We start from the raw sequence: 18,219 nt of genomic DNA on the forward strand, positions 1-18,219 counted from the left end.
CGCTTGCTCCGAGCAGAGTTGGTTGTGTGTTCACACTGAGGCCTTCAACAAACGAGGGCTGGTGAAGCAATCAACCACTGGAGACATCATGATCACGAACAAAATGCGCGTAACGGCGGCGGCGGTAGCGCTCGCACCGATCATCGCCCTCGGGTCAGGTTTCGCTTCCGCAGCCCCGGACGTAGCACCGGGACCGGTGCAAGTGGCGGACCATCCGGTACCTGTCCAGGTCGAGCCCGCGACACTGGGCCTGATTTGGCCGCTGGGCATTTTCTGCGCTCCTCTGTTGCTGCTTCCGCCGGTGGCCAATGCGGTTGCCGTGGCCGTTTGCGCCGCCTGATCGCGTTTCGTCATAAGCTCGTCGAACACGAGTGCGCCTCGGGCGTAGACCCGAGGCGCATCACTTCTGACCATCGATTCCCACCCCGATGAAGAAATTTGTTTCGAGCCGTATCCATGCCACGTGAACATCTGGGAATCGACGGTGACGCACGGACAAGTGCGGTTGAATTACCGGATGACCAAGTTCAGGAAACTCGTGGGCGCTGCGGCGGCATTCGCCGCGCTGACAGCGCCGTTCGGAGCACCTGGGACCGCGCAGGCCGCGACGCCATCCGTGCTGGGTGGCGGCTCCGGCATCGTCGTCGGCGGTCAGAACATCTGCACTCTGACCACGATCGGACGCGACTCCGGTGGTCGGCTGGTCGGGTTCACCGCGGGGCATTGTGGTGGGGCGAATGCCGCCATCGTCTCGGAGAACGATCGCGACGCCGGCACCCTCGGCACCATCGTCTACGCCAACAACGACATGGACTATGCCGTCATCGAATTCGATCCGGGGAAGGTGACGCCGGTCAACCAAGTGGGCGGAACCACCATCACCGGCCTGGGCGGACCGGCTCGATTCCCGGACACCGTCTGCAAGGAAGGCAGGACGACCGGCCGGACCTGCGGGCCTGCCTACGGCGATATGTTGACGGGCGGCAATTCGACGTGGAGCCAAACATGTGTCGCCGAGGGAGATTCGGGCGCTCCGCTCGTCGTCGGAACGACGCTCGTCGGCATGGTCAACGGTTACTTGGGGGTGCCGTGTCTCGGACCGGAACTCGGCGCCGACATCACCGCGGTCGTCGCAGACGTAAATGCACGCGGCGGGGCAGGGTCCGGTTTTCAGCCGATCTGATCGGATTTCATTTCGTTCCCAGCCGGAGCCTTACCTCTCCTGGTCGGTTATGATGCCGAATTCGATAGCGCGTTCGACCAGGAACAGCCTTTTCTGGTTCGGGGGTAAGGCTTCGACCTGGAATATCCGGAACAGCGCCCGCATATGCGTCTTCACCGTGGACAGACTCAGACACAAATTGTCCGCGATTTGCCGGTTGGAGGCAGGGTACGAGTACGCGTCGCGCGCGTCGTACGGGTGGCACAGCGCCTCGAGAACCACATACTGGGCCGGGGTAAGGGAGTTTCGGGTCGGCAGTGGTGAATGGGCGAGAGTCATTTCCTCGTCGAAGGACTCGTCGACCCGCAAGACGAATACCGATCGACCTACGCGAATCATGTCGCCGGAACCGAGCTTCCGCCGACCGCCCACACGTTCGCCATTGACGAATGTCCCATTCTTGGACAATCCGTCGTCGACGATGGTCCAGCATCCGCCCACCCGCTCGAGAATGGCGTGCAGCCGGGACACGGTCGGGTCGGAAGTCACGATGATGTCGGCGGCGACGGAGCGCCCGATCGTCATCCTGGACGCGCCGCCGTCGAGGGAGATCTCCCGCGCCCCGTCCGGTGCGGCGGGCTGCGGCGAGGCGGAAGCGATGGCCGAGCGTCGCCACGCGGACTGCCCCACCAGTGGGTGCAGTTCGCGACGCAGGGCCTCCGGTCCGCTGGACGTAGACATCGCTCGTCTTCCCACTCGAAGTACGCCGTGAACTGCGGGCACTGATTCGCTACCTCAAGGGTGCCCTTTCTCAACGCCGATCACATGCGTATTCGACTACTTCGCTGCGCGAGCGAGGCAGTACCGGACCGCAGTGCACGACAATGAACGGAAATCCAACCGATCGGTCTGAATAATGCTGCCTCCAGCGTGGGGCAATAAGAATGGCCGAGATGAGCGTCATCATTCGACCGCGCACCGAGGGTGATCTCGACGCCTGCGCCGCGGCACTGCGGCACGTCCACGACAGCGATCGGTATCCGGACGTGTGGCCTGCGAACCCGGCAGGCTGGCTGTCGCCGCCCAAACTCCTCGCGGCCCTTGTCGCCGAACACGACGGAGCGTTGGTCGGGCACGCCGGACTCGGCACGGGCGGCGGAATACCGGAGGTCGTGAGCGAATCGGTCGGCGCGGAGACTGTCGTCTCGGTGATCCGGCTGTATGTCGTCCCGACCGCGCGCCGGGTGGGAGTGGGTTCGCAGTTGCTGACCGCGACTGCGCGCATGGCCGCGGGCCTGGGGCACCGTGCTGTACTCACCGTGGCCTTCGACAGTGCGGCGGCGATAGCGATGTACGAGCGGCACGGTTGGCGGCAGGTGTACAGCGGGCCCGGCGGTTGGCATACCTCGGATGGACAAGAGGCGCGGGTGCATTACTACGTCAGCCCGTGACGGGTCGCGGATGTTGTCGCTTGTCCGCTCACTCCCTTTGTCCGGGAGATCGCGACCTGCGACTATGCCGGGTGGCGTAAGTGGCTGCGCGCACCGCCCGGGCGGAATCGGCGACCGCACCGAAGATGCAGGTTCGGCAGGGGCGCGACGAGCAAAATGGATGCGGCTCACCCGATGAAGCCCACACGGCCTCCCACGCACACGCGCAGGCAGGCTAAGGCACTGGCCCCGCCCACACTTGCACACAGTCCAGCAGGCCAAGAGCACCGGCCGCCCACACTCCGGTAGGCCAACGGACGAGCCGCGCCTCCCTCACCCACACTCTCCAGCAGGCCCACGCACGAACCGCCGACCTCACACACTCCAGCAAGCCAAGGGCACCAGCCGCCAACACACGCACACGCTCAGGCAGGGCAAGGCACGAACCGCCGCCCGCAGACACTCCAGCAGGCTACGCACGAACCGCCGCCCCCACGCACACACTCCAGGATGGCCAGCGCGGGCCGCCAGCACTCGCACACACTCCAGCAGGCCAACACACGAACCGCCGCCCCCAGACACTCCAGCAGGCTACGCACGAACCGCCGCCCCCACGCACACACTCCAGGATGGCCAGCACGGGCCGCCAGCACTCACACACGCTCCAGCACGCCAACACACGAACCACCGCCCCCAGACACTCCAGGACGGCCAGCACGGGCCGCCAGCACTCGGCACATGCTCCACAGGCCAACACACGAACGGCGCGCCTTCACGCACACTCCAGCAGGCCCAGCGGCACGCCACGGGCCGCCCACACTCGCACATGCTCCAGCAGGCCAACACACGGACCACCGCCCTCCGCACACTCCGGCAGGCCCAGCGGCACGCCACGGGCCGCACGCGCTCCAACAGGCCAAAGCCATGGGTCCGGCGCACTGTGCACGTACGCACCCGCTGGCGGTACCGGAGGACAGCGTGCCCGGCCATCCGACCGGTTGCCGACGCCGTGATTGGCATCGACAGCCGGGCTGTTTGTCGTCGCCTTCGAGATGCTGCCGTCTCCGCGTGACCCCAAAGGGCCGAAGCCGATGGACGCCGCGTCGCCGAAGGTGGGCTGCATGCACTCGTTCGCTCGGCCCTCACCCGGACCGATCACTTGGGTATCGGCGGAACCAACGTGCACGCACGCCGCCACCGCCCCACGAGCGGGTCAGGCGCGGGGGTGAGCCTGGTCGTGCACCTTCTTGAGACGGTCGATGGAGACGTGGGTGTAGAGCTGGGTGGTGGCCATGCTTGCGTGTCCGAGGAGTTCCTGGACCACGCGCAGGTCGGCACCGCCCTCGAGGAGGTGGGTCGCCGCGGTGTGCCGCAGACCGTGCGGCGCCAGGTCCGGTGCGCCGGGGATGGCCGAGACCACCTCGTGCACAACGGTTCTGGCCTGGCGCTGATCCAAGCGCCTGCCGCGGCGGCCGAGCAGCAGCGCTCGACCCGAGTCCGCGGTGGCGAAAGCGGGGCGTCCGTAGCGCAGCCAGTTGCCTACCGCCTCGTCGGCGGGCGTGCCGAACGGCGCCGAGCGCTCCTTGTTGCCTTTGCCGAGCACCCGCACCACGCGCCGCTCGCGGTCCACGTCTTCGATGTCCAGCCCGCACAACTCGCTGACCCGGATACCGGTGGCGTACAGCAATTCCACGATCGCCCGATCGCGCAGCGCCATCGGATCGCGCTGCGCGGCACCGGATTCCGCCGCGTCCATGGCACCGAGCGCCTGTTGCCGCCCGAGTACGGCGGGCAGCACGCGATGCGCCTTCGGCGACCCCAAACGCAGTCCGGGATCGACAGGCAGCCGGCCGGTCCGGGTGAGCCACGCGGTGAACGTGCGCGCCGATGACGCCCGCCGGGCCACGGTCGTGCGCGCCGCACCCGCGGCGGCTTGCCGGGCCAGCCACGAACGCAGCAACATCAGGTCCAGTTCGCGAATCGCCGAATCCGCCGATCGCGCGTACAGATGCTCCAGCAAGGATCGCGCGTCCCCCAGATACGCGCGCACCGTGTGCTCCGAGCGGTTGCGCCCGAGCCGCAGATGCCTGCCGTACTCCGTCAGCAGCGCTTCCAGGTCTTCGGGCAGTTCGTCCATGCCTCCACCGTCCCCACCCGTGGTCCGGATGGCAAGCGACCGCGCCGAACACGCTCATCGACCCCGTACCGTTCGGTGCCAACCGCTTTCGTCACTGGACACCAGACCCGCCAATTCGAGAGCGGACAAAGTCGCACGGACCACCGGAAGCGACAATCCGCACTGCCGGGCGACCTCCAGTGGCAGTCGTGAGCCGATTCTCGGCAGCGCGGCGAAGACCAGCGCGTCGTCTCCGGTCAGCTGATCATCCGGATTGCCGCCCGCTGCCGCCGCGGGGATCGACAGCCGCAACGGTCCGGCCTCGTCGACGACTTCTTCGGCTCGGGTCACCAGCAGGGCTTCGCCGTCGCGAATCATGCGGTGACAGCCCACCGAAGCGGCCGAGGTCACCGGACCCGGCACGGCCAAGGCGGGACGACCCATGCGGCGTGCCCATTTGACGGTGTTGCGCGCGCCGCTGCGCAGGCCCGCCTCGACGACGAGCACGCCGTCGGCGAGAGCGGCGATCAAGCGGTTCCGGGCCAGGAACTGATGCTTCTGTGCGGTGACGCCGGGCGGGTATTCGCTGACGACCAAGCCTGATTCGGCTATATCGGCCAGCAGGCGTTCGTGCTGCACCGGATAGGGCCGGTCGATGCCGCAGGCCAGGACGGCGATAGTGGGGCCTTCCACCGCCAGCGCCGCCCGGTGCGCCATGCCGTCGATACCGAACGCCGCTCCGGACACGATGGTCCACCCCTGCGCGGCGAGGTCGCCCGCGATCTCCCCCGTGACCCGGTTTCCGTAGCCGGTGCTGCACCGCGCCCCGACCACCGCCACCGCGCGTTCACTGGATTCCAGCAGCGAGCGCGGGCCACGTACCCACAACACCAGCGGTACCGCGCCGTCGCGATCCTTGCCCGGCTCGAGCTGGGCGAGACCGAGCATGCGCCATGCGGGCCATTCCGGATCGTCCGGCGTCACCACGCGCCCGCCGATCCGCTCGATGATCTCGAGATCCCGCGCCGCGAGGTCGATGTCGCGCCGCTGCGCCGTGGGCCCGCGAAGCGGCTCGGGCAACGCGCACTCCCGCACGGCACGGGCCGCCTCGACAACCCCGACCGACTCGATGAGCGCCGACAACGGAGCACACGGCCCCTGCACCACCCGCGACAGATACACCCACGCGAGCCGCGGGTCGTCGCATTCACCGGACGACGATCCCGCCCCGCTCACGGGCACACCAACCACCGCAGGCGCATCTACGACCCCAGGAACGCCCGCCGCTGCCGGCGTCTCGACAACCGGTACTACGTTCGCCGTAGCAGCCACCTCCGCGAGCACAGGGCGATCCGCGCCTGCACTCGAGTCCCCGGCTCGAGAGACCGCCACCATCGCGGGCACCTCGACGACGGCAGGCACATCCACCTCGCGCCCTTCCGTATTCCCAGCCACGTCTACAACCACGGACAAACCCGCCCGGGCAGGCAGATCTATTGACGCGGGCACGTCCACGGCCTCACGCGCCTGTCCGACACCAGGAACAACCACCTCGGCGACTGCAGGCGCATCTGCGGCTGCGCGCATGTGGGCCCCCGCCATTGCCCCGAAGACCACAGGGGCGCCGACGATCGCTGGCAGATTCACGACGCCGGATAAATCAATGCTTCGAGGCACGTCCACCACCGCGGGCACATCGGCCGCCACAGGCAGGTCGTCCGCGCCTTCGGGCGGCACCGTCGCGCTCATTGCGCACCCCGCTGACGGAAGTTCAACGCGGACAGTACGTCCTGCGCCGAGGGCAGCTCGCCGCCGCGCAGATCGCAGATGGTCCACGCGACGCGGATGGCTCGGTCGGCACCCCGCGCGGACATGCGACCGAGGCGCAACGCGGCCTCGACCGGAGCGAGCGATTCACGCGGCAACCGGAATCGTTGACGCAGGATGTGGCCGGGAACCTCGGCGTTGGTGAGCCATCCGTATTCGCGCCACCGGGCGGCGGCGGCGCGCCGTGCGACAGCGACCCGGCCGCGGACCACCTCGCTGCTCTCGGCCGCATCGGTGCTGAACGCCGCGCCGGACTGCCCGTGCATCCGCACCCAGATGTCGATCCGGTCCATCAGCGGACCGGACAATTTGCCGAGATAGCGACGGCGAGCCAGCGGCGCGCAGATGCAGTCGACGTCGCGCGCCGGAGCACACGGGCACGGATTGGCCGCCAGTACCAGCTGGAAGCGAGCCGGGTACCGCGCGACACCGTCGCGCCGGGCGATGCGCACTTCCCCTTCTTCCAACGGCGTTCGCATCGCTTCCAGCACTTTCGTGCCGAGCTCGGCACATTCGTCGAGGAACAGGACGCCGCGGTGGGCTCGGCTGACCGCGCCCGGCCTTGCGGTCCCCGAGCCGCCGCCGATCATCGCGGTCACCGAGGTCGAGTGGTGCGGGGCGACGAACGGCGGCGCGGTGACCAACGGGTGATCGCCTGCGAGTGTGCCCGCCATGGAGTGGATGGCGGTGACCTCCAGCGCCTCGGTCTCCGTGAGCGGTGGCAGCAGCCCAGGAAGACGTTGGGCCAGCATGGTTTTGCCGATGCCGGGCGGCCCGGTCAGCAGCAGGTGGTGCCCGCCCGCCGCGGCCACCTCCAGAGCCCAGCGGGCTTCTTCCTGCCCCACCACCTCGCTCAGATCGCCGCCGTGGCGCACCGTGTCCGGCAGGTCGCCGTCCGGCTCGTCGAGCGCGCCTTCCCCGCGCAACCAGGCCACCACCGCGCGCAAACTGCGCGCCCCGAAGACCTCGATACCCTCGACGAGCCCGGCCTCCGCCAGTGTCACCGCGGGCACCACGACGGTCGACCAGCCCGCCCTGCGCGCGGCGAGCACGGCGGGCAGGATGCCGCGCACTCGCCGCACCCGTCCGTCCAGCGCGAGTTCGCCGAGCAGCACCGTCTTCGCGAGCCGTTCGGAGGGCACCGAGCCGGACGCGTCCAGCACGGCGATCGCGAGCGCCAAGTCGTACACGCTGCCCAGCTTCGGCAGTGTCGCGGGCGACAGCGCGAGAACCACCCGGCCGTCGGGCCACTTCTCCCCCGAGTTCGCCACCGCGGAGCGGATCCGGTCACGGGACTCCTGTAACGCGGTGTCGGGAAGCCCGACCAGGTGGACCGATGGCAGGCCCTGTCCGATATCTGCCTCGATCTCGACGAGCAGACCGTCCACGCCGGTGACGGCGACCGAGTGCGCCCGCCCCAGCGCCATTCAGAACACCGCCTCGAGATGGTCGATGACCGGTGTACGCCCCCGCGCCACCAGCACCGACACCACGTCGAACCGGATGCGCCGCCACGGTCCGTCCTGCTCGGCCAGCCACAGCAGCGCCAGCCGCCGGATCCGCTGCCGCTTGGCGAAGGTGACCGACTCCGCGGGAGTGCCGTAGCCCAGCCCGGAGCGGGTCTTGACCTCGACGAACGCGGTCACATCCCCGTCTCGGGCGATCAGATCGAGCTCGCCGTATCGGCACCGCCAGTTCCTGGCGACGATTTCCATCCCCGCGGCGCGCAGAAAGTCCGCCGCTAATTCCTCCCCGTGCGCGCCGAGCGCCTGTTTGTCCGTCACCCGGCCAGCGTGCGCCGCAGCCGGATCAGGTCAGCGCCGCCGACCGGGGGAATCGGAAAACCTGTTGATAACCGAGTCGCTGTGCAGAACGCCGAGCGGGCTCACTCGGGCAAGCGCAGGTCCGGCTTCTCCAGCTCCTCGATGTTGACGTCTTTGAAGGTGATGACCCGGACGTGCTTGACGAAGCGGGCCGGGCGGTACATGTCCCAGACCCACGCGTCGCTCATCCGCACCTCGAAGTACACCTCGCCGTCCGCGTTCTGCGGCCGCAGCTCCACAGAATTGGCCAGGTAGAAGCGGCGCTCGGTCTCCACCACGTACGAAAACTGACCGACGATGTCCTTGTACTCGCGATACAGCGAGAGCTCCATCTCGGTTTCGTACTTCTCGAGGTCCTCGGCACTCATCGGGTGGGACGTCCTCCTTCTCGCCGCATCGCGTCGTGTGGTGACATCATCGCGCATGCGCTGCGTCGGTAGCTACTCGGCCAGCCGTACGCCCGTTCGGAATGTGCTCCGACAGCGCTTCGTCCAAGCCCTCGGCCAGTACGGCGTCCGCGACATCGGCCGCCGCCGCGACCGGGCGCAACCCGGCGGCTTCGCGCACGTTGCGCCAGGAGCGCCGGTGCTCGCTGCTCGGGCCGAGACGTTGCAACGCGGCGGTGTGCTCGGGCGTGTTGTAGCCCTTGTGGGCGGCGAATCCGTAGCCGGGGAACCGCCCGTCCAGCTCGACCATGATGCGGTCCCTGGTGACCTTGGCCAGGATGCTGGCCGCCGCGATGCAGGCCGCCGCACCGTCGCCGCCGATCACCGGCAACGAAGGCACCGGTATGCCGGGCACCCGGAACCCATCGGTCAGCACGTAGCCGGGAGTGCGCCCGAGCCCGGCCACGGCGCGGCGCATCCCCTCGATATTGGCGACGTGGATGCCGATCGAGTCGATCTCCCAGGCCGGGATCACGACGACCTGATAAGCGAGTGCCAGACGGACGATCACCGGGTACAGCTCTTCGCGAGTGGCCTCGGTGAGCTTCTTGGAATCGTCGAGGCCGGCCAGCCTGTCGTAGGCCTTCGGCGCCAGCAGGCACGCCGCCACCACCAGTGGTCCCGCGCAGGGGCCGCGCCCCGCCTCGTCGACACCGGCGACCGGCCCGAGACCACTGCGGATCAACGCCGCCTCGAGCGTGCGCAATCCTCCGGCCCTGCGCATCACCACACGCGGCGGCCAACCGTTACCCACCGGCACTCGACCTTGCCCCACCGTTCAATTATCCAGCGCCTCGCGTGATCAGTTCTGCTGGGGATTCTCCGAGTGCACCGGACCGATCCGTCCCGGCGGCCAGATCTTGAACACCGCCTTGCCGCGGACGTTCTCCACGGGGATGGTGCCCTGCAGTTCGTCGGTGATGTGGGCGCGGGAGTCGGCGGACTGGTTGCGGTTGTCGCCCATTACCCACAGATGCCCTTCGGGCACCTTCACGGGCTTGAACTCGCGGCCGCCGGACGCGTTGTAGGGCTGGCCGGGCACGTACGGGGCGAGGTATCGGGCGTACGGCTCGTCCAGCGGCTTGCCGTCCACGATGACCCGCCCCTGCGGGTCGCAGCACTCCACGGTCTGGCCGCCGACCGCGATGACGCGCTTCACCAGATCGTTCTCGTCCGGCGGCACCAAGCCGAAGAAGGAGAAGAAGTTCTGCACGCCACGGACCGCGGGATTGTCCGAGCGGATCGACTGGTAGCGGGTGTTCCACGACGGCGGGCCGACGAACACGACCACGTCGCCCGGTTGCGGGTCGCCCCAGTAGTAGCTCAGCTTCTGCACGTAGATGCGGTCACCGGTGCATCCGGCGCATCCGTGCAACGTGGTTTCCATCGACTCCGAGGGAATCACGTACGGCCGACCGACAAAGGTAACCATCAGCGCGGCGATCACCGCGGCGATCACGATGAGGATCGGCAATTCCTGCCAGAACGGCCGCTGCTTCTTCTTCGATCGCCGCTTGGCGCGACCCGCCCGCGTACTCTCGTCGCCCGATTCGGACACCGATACCGACCCACTTTCGTCTGCCACGCCGAACAGATTAGCCCGGCAGCGAAACCGAGGTCCGATGCCGGGCTGAGGAAGATCTGTTGTGCCGAAAAGCTAACTCAGCGCTTTTCCTTGATCTTGGCGGCCTTGCCACGCAGGTCGCGCAGGTAGTACAGCTTGGCGCGGCGGACATCACCGCGGGTCACGACATCGATGTGGTCGATGTTCGGGCTGTGCACCGGGAAGGTGCGCTCGACGCCGACACCGAACGACACCTTGCGGACGGTGAAGGTCTCGCGGATGCCACCACCCTGGCGACGGATCACGACGCCCTTGAAGACCTGGATGCGCTCCTTCGAGCCTTCGATGACCTTCACGTGCACGTTCAGCGTGTCGCCCGGCCGGAACTCGGGGACGTCGCTGCGCAGCGACTTCTCGTCGACGAAGTCAAGGGTGTTCATTTCCATCCTTATGGTTTCGCGCGAACAGAGGACCCTGGCGGCACTGGGCGTGCTCGGCCGGTTCATGCTCCGATCAATGGGGTGCGCCGGGTCGACAACCACCCAGGGCAACCTGAGCATTGTGCCAGATCGGCGTGCCGAGGAAGAAATCGACCCTGGTGACGGCGAGTCCGGCGGTCTTTTCACGTTACGCCCGAGGCGGTGCGATCTGTTCACGACTCCGGCGGGAGTATGGGCGAGGCGAACACTTCTTCGAGCGGAATCGGGCCGGTGTAGCGGCGGCAGTGGCAACCGACCCACTCACGCAGGCCGTGGATGCCTTTGCGGGAGATCTCGGCGTGACAAGCGCCCGAGGAGCGGTCGTGCAGTGCCAGGTCGTGACCACAACCGCAGCGTGCGCGAAGCTCCTTCCCCGCCCGGCCTCGCCGAGGCACGAATCGACCACATACCCAGCCGACACCGACGAGGCCGGCACCGACCGCAAGGCTGAGCGGATCCAACATGAACGCAGTATACGTATACGCATAGCCACCGTCGATCGAAAATGGCCTGCGACCGACCCATTCACGGGTTACGCGACACAGAGGCTCCCGGCAATCTCACGCGACCCCGATCATCCCCGGCCGCGCACGGCACGTTGCCCGGCCGACCCGCCGCTGAGCACGTTCGTCAGCGGTTCTGTTCGCCGGAGATCGCGTCCTGGGCGGGCGGCGGGCCGGGCGTACGCGGCGAGCCGTGGTCGGAGTGCCAGAACGAATGGTCGCGGTGCGGAGCGGGCGGGGCGGGCACGACCGTGCGGGTGAGTTCCGCCTCCGCCGCCGTGCGGACGTGCTCGACGTCCGGTTTTCCGGCGACCAGATCCTGCACGAAGATCTTGGCGCGGATGACCGGGCGACGGTATCGCCGTTCCCGGACGATGGCCCGGTACCTCAGGCGCCTGCGGTCGCCGTAACGCCAGCGCGCCCAGGGCGCGCCAGGGCGGCTCAGCCGCAGCGCACCGACGACCAGCAACGGCAGGAAGAACATGCCGAACAGGCCGGTCCAGATCTTCCCCTTGGCGATCACGATCGCGGCGAGAGCCAGGTTGACCACGGCGAACGCCACGACGAAGGCGCGGACCTCGAGGCTCGGATCGTGCCGGAAGTCGTTGATGTCCAGCAGCCACAGCGGGTGGAAGCCCAGCAGTAGCAGTCCCGTCACGGCGAGCGCGACGAACACCGCGTCCACCGATGTGCGCCCCTGCTCCTCCCAGTACACGTCGCGCAGGTAGAAGATCAGCGCGAATTCATCGAGCACCAGAGCGGCGCCGACGCCGAAGAGCGCGGCGAGGACGCTGGCGGTGGCGGCGTCGGCGCTCTCGTACTGCGAGACCATGCCGATGCCGGAGGACAGCAGCAGGATCACCCCGAACACCATGTGGTGGATGTGCGTGTCACCGGCCCGCAGGTTGCCCGGCCACCAGCGCACGCGCGCGCGGATCAGCCGGACGCTGAGGCGGATGAACAGGAATCCGACGATGAATCCGAGTAGAAAGCACAGCAACGGCAGCCGCCCTTGGGCGATCACGTCCTCGTGGAGCCACCGTCGCATGGCCGCTACTTCCTCCTGCGGATCGGGCTACTGGCCGAAACCCGCCCTGCGCAAGGCGTCCGCCATCGCGCCGCTAGGTGCCGGCGCGTTCCTGCGCTGATTGCCGCCACGCCCCTGTCCTTGATTGCGGTTCTGGCCCTGCTGCCTGTTCTGACCATTCTGCCGCTGCCGCTGATCGCCTCCACCGGATCGGCCGCCGCCTTGACCGCGCTGCCGGTTGTCGCCGCCCTTGGCGGGCGTGCCGGGTTCGTCGTCCAGGCGCAGGGACAGACCGATGCGCTGGCGCGCGACGTCCACCTCGAGCACCTTCACCTTCACGACGTCGCCGGACTTGACCACTTCGCGCGGGTCCTTGACGAAGTTGTGCGACATCGCCGATACGTGCACCAAGCCGTCCTGGTGCACGCCCACGTCGACGAACGCGCCGAAGGCGGCCACGTTGGTCACCACGCCCTCGAGCACCATGCCCGGCTTCAGGTCGGCGACTTTCTCCACGCCCGCGGCGAACTCAGCGGTCTTGAATTCCGGACGCGGGTCGCGCCCCGGCTTCTCCAGCTCGGCGATGATGTCGGTGACGGTCGGGACACCGAAGCGCTCGTCGGTGAAATCGCCCGCGCGCAGCGAGCGCAGCGCCGTGGTGTTGCCGATGATCTCCGCGATCCCGCGCCCCGTCGATTCGAGGATGCGCCGCACCACCGGATACGCCTCCGGGTGCACCGCGGAGGTGTCCAGCGGATCGTCGCCGCCGCGAATGCGCAGGAAGCCCGCGCACTGTTCGAACGCCTTCGGGCCCAGCCGCGGGACGTCGAGCAGCGCGGTCCTGCTGCGGAACGGGCCGTTCTGATCCCGGTGCGCCACGATGCTCTCCGCCACCGACCCGGCGATGCCGGAGACCCGCGACAGCAGCGGCACCGAGGCGGTGTTCACGTCCACGCCGACCGCGTTCACCGCGTCCTCGACCACCGCGCCCAGCGAACGGGCCAGCAGCGATTCGGACACGTCGTGCTGGTACTGGCCGACGCCGATGGACTTCGGATCGATCTTCACCAGCTCGGCCAGCGGGTCCTGCAGCCGGCGCGCGATCGACACCGCGCCGCGCAGCGACACGTCCAGCTCGGGCAGCTCCTGCGAGGCGTAGGCCGAGGCGGAGTACACCGAAGCGCCCGCCTCGGAGACCACGATCTTGGTGGGCTTGTTCTCCGGGATGCGCGAGATCAGTTCGGCGGCAAGGGCGTCGGTCTCGCGCGAGGCGGTGCCGTTGCCGATGGCGATGAGTTCCACGCCGAATCGGGCCACCAGCGCGCCGAGCACCGCGAGCGACTTCTCGGTCTGGCCCTGCGGTTTGTGCGGGTAGATCACCTCGGTGGCGACCACCTTGCCGGTGGCGTCGACCACCGCCACTTTCACGCCGGTGCGGTAGCCGGGGTCCAGACCCATCGTCGTGCGGGTGCCCGCGGGGGCGGCGAGCAGCAGATCGCGCAGATTCGCGGCGAACACGTCGACCGCGTCCTTCTCCGCCGCCTGCCGCAACCGCATCCTGGTGTCGATGCCGAGGCTGACCTGCAGCTTGGTCCGCCAAGCCCAGCGCACCGTGTCCAGCAGCCAGGAGTCGGCGGGGCGGCCCCGGTCGGCGATGCCGAAGCGAGTGGCGATACGACCCTCGTAGACGGTGCGCTCGCCCGGCTGCGGCTCCTCGGTGTCCGGTTCGAGGTGCAGGGTGAGCACCTCCTCCTTCTCGCCGCGCAGCAGCGCCAGGATGCGGTGGGAGGGCAGCTTGTCGAACGGCTCGCTGAACTCGAAATAGTCGGCGAACTTCGCGCCCGCCTCCTCCTTGCCCGCGCGCACGGTCGAGGTGACCTGCCCGCGGTTCCACATCAGTTCGCGCAACTCACCGACCAGATCGGCGTCCTCGGCGAAACGTTCGACCAGGATGGCGCGCGCGCCGTCGAGTTGCTCGGCGGTGTACTGCGCCGGGTCGGTGTTCGGATCCTCGATCAGGGCGTCGGCCACCGGCTCGTGCCCGGCCTCACGCGCGATCTGCGCCTTCGTGCGCCGCTTCGGCTTGTACGGCAGGTAGATGTCCTCGAGCCGGGCCTTGGTCTCGGCGAGCAGGAGCTGCCGGTGCAGAGCGTCGTCGAGTTTGCCCTGGCCCCGGATCGATTCGACGATCGCGGCCCTGCGCTCGTCGAGTTCGCGCAGGTAGTGCAGACGCTCGTCGAGCACGCGCAGCTGCGCGTCGTCCAGGCCGCCGGTGACCTCCTTGCGGTACCGGGCGATGAACGGCACCGTCGAGCCCGCGTCGAGCAGCTCGACGGCGGCGCGCACCTGGGTCTCGCGCACCGCGAGTTCCTCGGCGATGCGACGGTTCACGCTGGCTGGGCCCGCGGTGTCGGAGCGTGGCACGGCGGGTGTGGACTCTGCACTGGCAGTCTCGGGCGCTGTCGTCACGTCGGAGACACTACCGTCGCCGCCTGACACGCGGTCCACACCCAGGTGAACCTCCCTCGTCTCAGCTGTCGTCCAGGCCGAGCAGCCGCCGCGACAGTTCCCGCATCTGCGCCTTGCGGACCTTGCCGGTGACCGTCATCGGGAATTCCTCGACCACATGCACGTAGCGGGGAATCTTGAAGTGCGCCAGCTTGCCGGCGGCGAAGTCGCGCACGGCCGTGGCGTCCAACGGCGTTGCGCCCTCGCGCATCCGGATCCAGGCCATCAGTTCTTCGCCGTACTTCGGATCCGGCACACCGATCACCTGCGCGTCCAGGATGTCGGGATGGGTGTAGAGGAATTCCTCTATCTCCCGCGGGTAGACGTTCTCGCCACCCCGGATGACCATGTCCTTGATCCGGCCGGTGACGGCCACGTAGCCCTCGTCGTCCATCACGCCGATGTCGCCGGTGTGCATCCAACGGGCGGCGTCGATGGCCTCGGCGGTCTTGTCCGGCTCGTCCCAGTACCCGAGCATCACCGAATAGCCTCGGGTACACAGCTCGCCGGGTTCGCCGCGCGGCACCGTGAGACCCGTTGCGGGATCGACGATCTTGACCTCCAGGTGCGGCCCGACCCGCCCGACGGTGGCGGTGCGCCGTTCGATGCCGTCGTCGCGCCGGGTCTGGGTGCTGACCGGAGACGTCTCCGTCATGCCGTAGCAGATGCAGACCTCGCGCATGCCCATCCGGTCGATCACCCGCTTCATCACCTCGACCGGACACGGCGAGCCCGCCATGATCCCGGTGCGCAGCGTGGACAGGTCCGCGGCGGCCGAGTCCAGTGCGGCGAGCATGTCGATGAACATCGTCGGCACACCGTAGAGGGAGGTGCAGCGCTCGGCTTCGACCGCAGCCAGGGCCGCCCTGGGCTCGAACGACGGCGACGGAATCACGATAACCGCACCGTGGCTGGTGCTCGCCAGGTTGCCCATCACCATGCCGAAGCAGTGGTAGAAGGGCACCGGGACGCAGATCCGGTCCTGCTCGGTGTATCCGCACAGTTCCCCGACGAAATAGCCGTTGTTCAGGATGTTGTGGTGACTGAGCGTGGCGCCCTTCGGGAAACCGGTTGTGCCCGAGGTGTACTGGATGTTGATCGGGTCGTCGGCGGAAAGCCGCGCGCCCAGTTCGACGAGCCGAGCAGTGTCGATCTCGGTGCCCGACAGCGCCTCCCACTCCGGTGTGCCCAGCACGAGCACCTGCGTCAGCGCCGGACAGTTCGGCCGGACCTGCTCGATCATCGCCACGTAGTCCGAGGACTTGAACCGCTCGGCCGCGATGAGCATTCGCACGCCCGCCTGGCACAGCACGTACTCCAGTTCACTGGTGCGGTACGCCGGATTGATGTTGACCAGGATCGCGCCGATTTTCGCCGTGGCGTACTGCACCAGAAACCATTCCGCGCGGTTCGGCGCCCAGATGCCGACCCGGTCGCCCTTGCCGATGCCCTGTGCGGCCAGGCCGCAGGCCAGGGCGTCGACCGCGGCGCCGAGAGCGCGATAGGTCCAGCGCCGTCCGCTCGGCAGGTCCACCAGGGCTTCCCGGTCCGGGAACGCCGCCACCGCGCGATCGAGATTGCCGCCGATGGTGTCGCCGAGCAGCGCGACGTCCGACACGCCCGAGGCGTAGCTGGGCAGGGGCACCGTGGCCGAAGTCATCGGGCACCGCCCTGCCGCAGCACGAACCGCTGCACCTTGCCGCTGGGCGTCTTCGGCAGGCTCGCCACGAAGTGGACCCGGCGCGGGTAGGCGTGCGCCGCGAACTTTCGCTTCACCAGGCTCTGTAGCTCGGCTTCCAACTCGGCACCGCCGACGGCGCCGTCACGCAGCACGACGAACGCCTCGAGCACTTCGCCGCGCAGTTCGTCCGGCATGCCGACCACCGCCGCCTCCGCGACCTGCTCGTGCAGCACCAGAACGCTCTCCACCTCGAACGGGCCGATGCGGTAGCCGGCCATGATGATCACGTCGTCGTCGCGGGAGGAGAAGCGGAAGAAGCCGTCCGCGTCCTGTGAGCCCGCGTCACCGGTCAGATACCAGCGGCCGTCGGCGGTGTAGCGCTGCGCGGTGCGGTCCGGAGCGTCGAGGTAGCCGAGGAACCACAGCAGCGGACTGCGTTCCGTGTCGATCGCGACCCGGCCCAATTCGCCGGTGGGAGCGATCGTGTCGGCGTCGTCGGAGAGCACGGCGCAGGTCCAGCCGGGCAGCGAGCGACCCATCGATCCGGCCGGGGTCTCGGTGTCCAGGTCTTCGTGCCAGGCGTTGCAGATAACCATGCCGTGCTCGGTCTGGCCGTAGTGGTCGCGCACCGCGACACCGAGGTACTCGACGGACCACGCGACCACTTCAGGGGTCAGCGGTTCTCCCGCCGAAGAGGCACGGCGCAATCGGGAATGCACGGGCGGCGTGGCACCGTCGGCGCGCAACGCTCGATATACCGTCGGTGCGGCGGCGAAGTTGGTGACGCCGAACGTCTCCAGCACCTGCCAGGTCAGCGGTGCCGAGAAGCCCGCGTGCAGCAGGATGCTACGGATGCCGGTGGCCAGCGGTCCGAGGATGGCGTAGTAGAGCCCGTAGGCCCAGCCCGGATCGGCGGCGTTCCAAAAGACGTCGTCGGGGCGGACGTCCAGCGCGAATTCCTGGTACGCGTGGAAGGAGGCGAGCGCGCGCAGCGGAATCGGGACGCCCTTGGGCGTGCCCGTGGTGCCGCTGGTGAACAGTTGGACGAGCAGTCCGTCACCGCCGACCGCGATCGGCTGAGCCTGCGGAGAGGTGGCCGAATGAGCGTGGAGCAACTCGTCCATCCGCAGCGCCCCTTCGGGAGCCTCCGCTCCGGTGACGATCAGCCGCCAGGACGGGTCGTCGGGCAGATCGGGTCCCGGCGCCAGCTTCGGCGCCTGGTCGGCATCGGCGATGACGACCGAGGCGCGACCGGCGTTCAACCGCAGGGCGATCGCGGGCGGAGCGAAGGCGGTGAACAGCGGAACGTGCACCGCACCCCGGCGCCAGATCCCGAGCAGAGCGACCACCAGGTCCGCGGATTTCGCCATCAGCGTGGCGACCCGCTGGCCGGGTTCGACGCCGAGTCCGGCGAGTGCGTCGGCGAAGCGGGCGGAGCGTTCGCGTAGTTCGCCGTAGGTGAGGTCGGTCGAGGACAAGTCGGCCTCGACGATCGTGAAGGCGACCCGGTCGGCCGGGTGCCGATCACACAGCAGGTCCGCCGCCGACGCGTCGGCGCGGTCGTAACAGTCCAGCAGTTCGCGCACCCGCTGATTCAGATCGGTGCCCATCTTCAGTTCTCCTCGTTCTGTGATCCAGCTCAACCCGGGTGTG

At 68.4% G+C, this 18,219-nt stretch carries 17 protein-coding genes; 3 read left to right on the plus strand and 14 right to left on the minus strand.

The window, feature by feature from the left end; all coding sequences use genetic code 11:
- Nucleotides 1-61: 61 nt before the first annotated feature.
- Nucleotides 62-340 (plus strand): hypothetical protein, encoded by a 279-nt coding sequence (locus ACIA5H_RS15675; RefSeq protein WP_379251464.1) that lies wholly within the window; start codon nucleotides 62-64, stop codon nucleotides 338-340.
- A 177-nt stretch (nucleotides 341-517) separates the two neighbouring features.
- Nucleotides 518-1,183, plus strand: coding sequence for a serine protease (locus ACIA5H_RS15680; protein WP_364427182.1), 666 nt, complete (start codon nucleotides 518-520; stop codon nucleotides 1,181-1,183).
- 30 nt (nucleotides 1,184-1,213) lie between these two features.
- Here ACIA5H_RS15680 and ACIA5H_RS15685 read toward each other — a convergent pair whose 3' ends face one another.
- The gene (locus ACIA5H_RS15685) at nucleotides 1,214-1,903 is read right to left on the minus strand and encodes an FHA domain-containing protein (protein WP_379251466.1); all 690 of its coding nucleotides are present in this window, start codon (nucleotides 1,901-1,903) and stop codon (nucleotides 1,214-1,216) included.
- Nucleotides 1,904-2,115: 212 nt separating this feature from the next.
- Here ACIA5H_RS15685 and ACIA5H_RS15690 point away from each other — a divergent pair, with 212 nt between their 5' ends.
- A complete protein-coding gene (locus ACIA5H_RS15690) occupies nucleotides 2,116-2,613 on the plus strand; it encodes a GNAT family N-acetyltransferase (RefSeq protein WP_397076605.1) in 498 nt (165 codons plus the stop codon).
- Between the two features lie 1,192 nt (nucleotides 2,614-3,805).
- Here ACIA5H_RS15690 and ACIA5H_RS15695 read toward each other — a convergent pair.
- From ACIA5H_RS15695 to ACIA5H_RS15755, 13 genes are all read right to left on the minus strand, one after another.
- The gene (locus tag ACIA5H_RS15695) at nucleotides 3,806-4,729 is read right to left on the minus strand and encodes a tyrosine-type recombinase/integrase (protein WP_397076606.1); all 924 of its coding nucleotides are present in this window, start codon (nucleotides 4,727-4,729) and stop codon (nucleotides 3,806-3,808) included.
- A 54-nt stretch (nucleotides 4,730-4,783) separates the two neighbouring features.
- Entirely contained in the window at nucleotides 4,784-5,944 is a 1,161-nt protein-coding gene (gene dprA / locus ACIA5H_RS15700) for a DNA-processing protein DprA (RefSeq protein ID WP_379251469.1), read from the minus strand.
- A gap of 509 nt (nucleotides 5,945-6,453) precedes the next feature.
- Nucleotides 6,454-7,962, minus strand: a complete 1,509-nt coding sequence (locus ACIA5H_RS15705) for a YifB family Mg chelatase-like AAA ATPase (RefSeq protein ID WP_364427199.1) — start codon at nucleotides 7,960-7,962, stop codon at nucleotides 6,454-6,456.
- Nucleotides 7,963-8,319 (minus strand): YraN family protein, encoded by a 357-nt coding sequence (locus tag ACIA5H_RS15710; RefSeq protein ID WP_355069898.1) that lies wholly within the window; start codon nucleotides 8,317-8,319, stop codon nucleotides 7,963-7,965. It lies immediately after the preceding gene.
- A gap of 101 nt (nucleotides 8,320-8,420) precedes the next feature.
- The gene (locus tag ACIA5H_RS15715; RefSeq protein WP_011210678.1) at nucleotides 8,421-8,726 is read right to left on the minus strand and encodes a DUF2469 domain-containing protein; all 306 of its coding nucleotides are present in this window, start codon (nucleotides 8,724-8,726) and stop codon (nucleotides 8,421-8,423) included.
- A gap of 46 nt (nucleotides 8,727-8,772) precedes the next feature.
- A complete protein-coding gene (locus ACIA5H_RS15720; RefSeq protein WP_379251470.1) occupies nucleotides 8,773-9,579 on the minus strand; it encodes a ribonuclease HII in 807 nt (268 codons plus the stop codon).
- Nucleotides 9,580-9,606: 27 nt separating this feature from the next.
- A complete protein-coding gene (gene lepB / locus ACIA5H_RS15725; protein WP_355069897.1) occupies nucleotides 9,607-10,389 on the minus strand; it encodes a signal peptidase I in 783 nt (260 codons plus the stop codon).
- A 77-nt stretch (nucleotides 10,390-10,466) separates the two neighbouring features.
- Nucleotides 10,467-10,808: a 50S ribosomal protein L19 gene (gene rplS / locus ACIA5H_RS15730; protein WP_014352079.1), complete on the minus strand. Its 342-nt coding sequence runs from the start codon at nucleotides 10,806-10,808 to the stop codon at nucleotides 10,467-10,469.
- Between the two features lie 212 nt (nucleotides 10,809-11,020).
- Entirely contained in the window at nucleotides 11,021-11,311 is a 291-nt protein-coding gene (locus tag ACIA5H_RS15735; protein WP_397076607.1) for a hypothetical protein, read from the minus strand.
- A gap of 166 nt (nucleotides 11,312-11,477) precedes the next feature.
- Nucleotides 11,478-12,398 carry a hypothetical protein gene (locus ACIA5H_RS15740; protein ID WP_379251472.1) on the minus strand — a complete coding sequence of 307 codons (921 nt, stop codon included), beginning with the start codon at nucleotides 12,396-12,398 and terminating at the stop codon, nucleotides 11,478-11,480.
- Between the two features lie 27 nt (nucleotides 12,399-12,425).
- Complete coding sequence (locus ACIA5H_RS15745; RefSeq protein WP_379251574.1) at nucleotides 12,426-14,801, minus strand: Tex family protein; 2,376 nt, start codon at nucleotides 14,799-14,801, stop codon at nucleotides 12,426-12,428.
- 106 nt (nucleotides 14,802-14,907) lie between these two features.
- Nucleotides 14,908-16,545 carry an AMP-binding protein gene (locus ACIA5H_RS15750; RefSeq protein ID WP_397076608.1) on the minus strand — a complete coding sequence of 546 codons (1,638 nt, stop codon included), beginning with the start codon at nucleotides 16,543-16,545 and terminating at the stop codon, nucleotides 14,908-14,910.
- Complete coding sequence (locus ACIA5H_RS15755) at nucleotides 16,542-18,176, minus strand: AMP-binding protein (protein ID WP_397076609.1); 1,635 nt, start codon at nucleotides 18,174-18,176, stop codon at nucleotides 16,542-16,544. Before ACIA5H_RS15755 ends, ACIA5H_RS15750 begins: the two co-directional genes overlap by 4 nt.
- Nucleotides 18,177-18,219: the final 43 nt, after the last annotated feature.

This window comes from Nocardia sp. NPDC051900 (assembly GCF_044452545.1).
GTDB classification, from domain to species: Bacteria; Actinomycetota; Actinomycetes; order Mycobacteriales; family Mycobacteriaceae; genus Nocardia; species Nocardia sichangensis.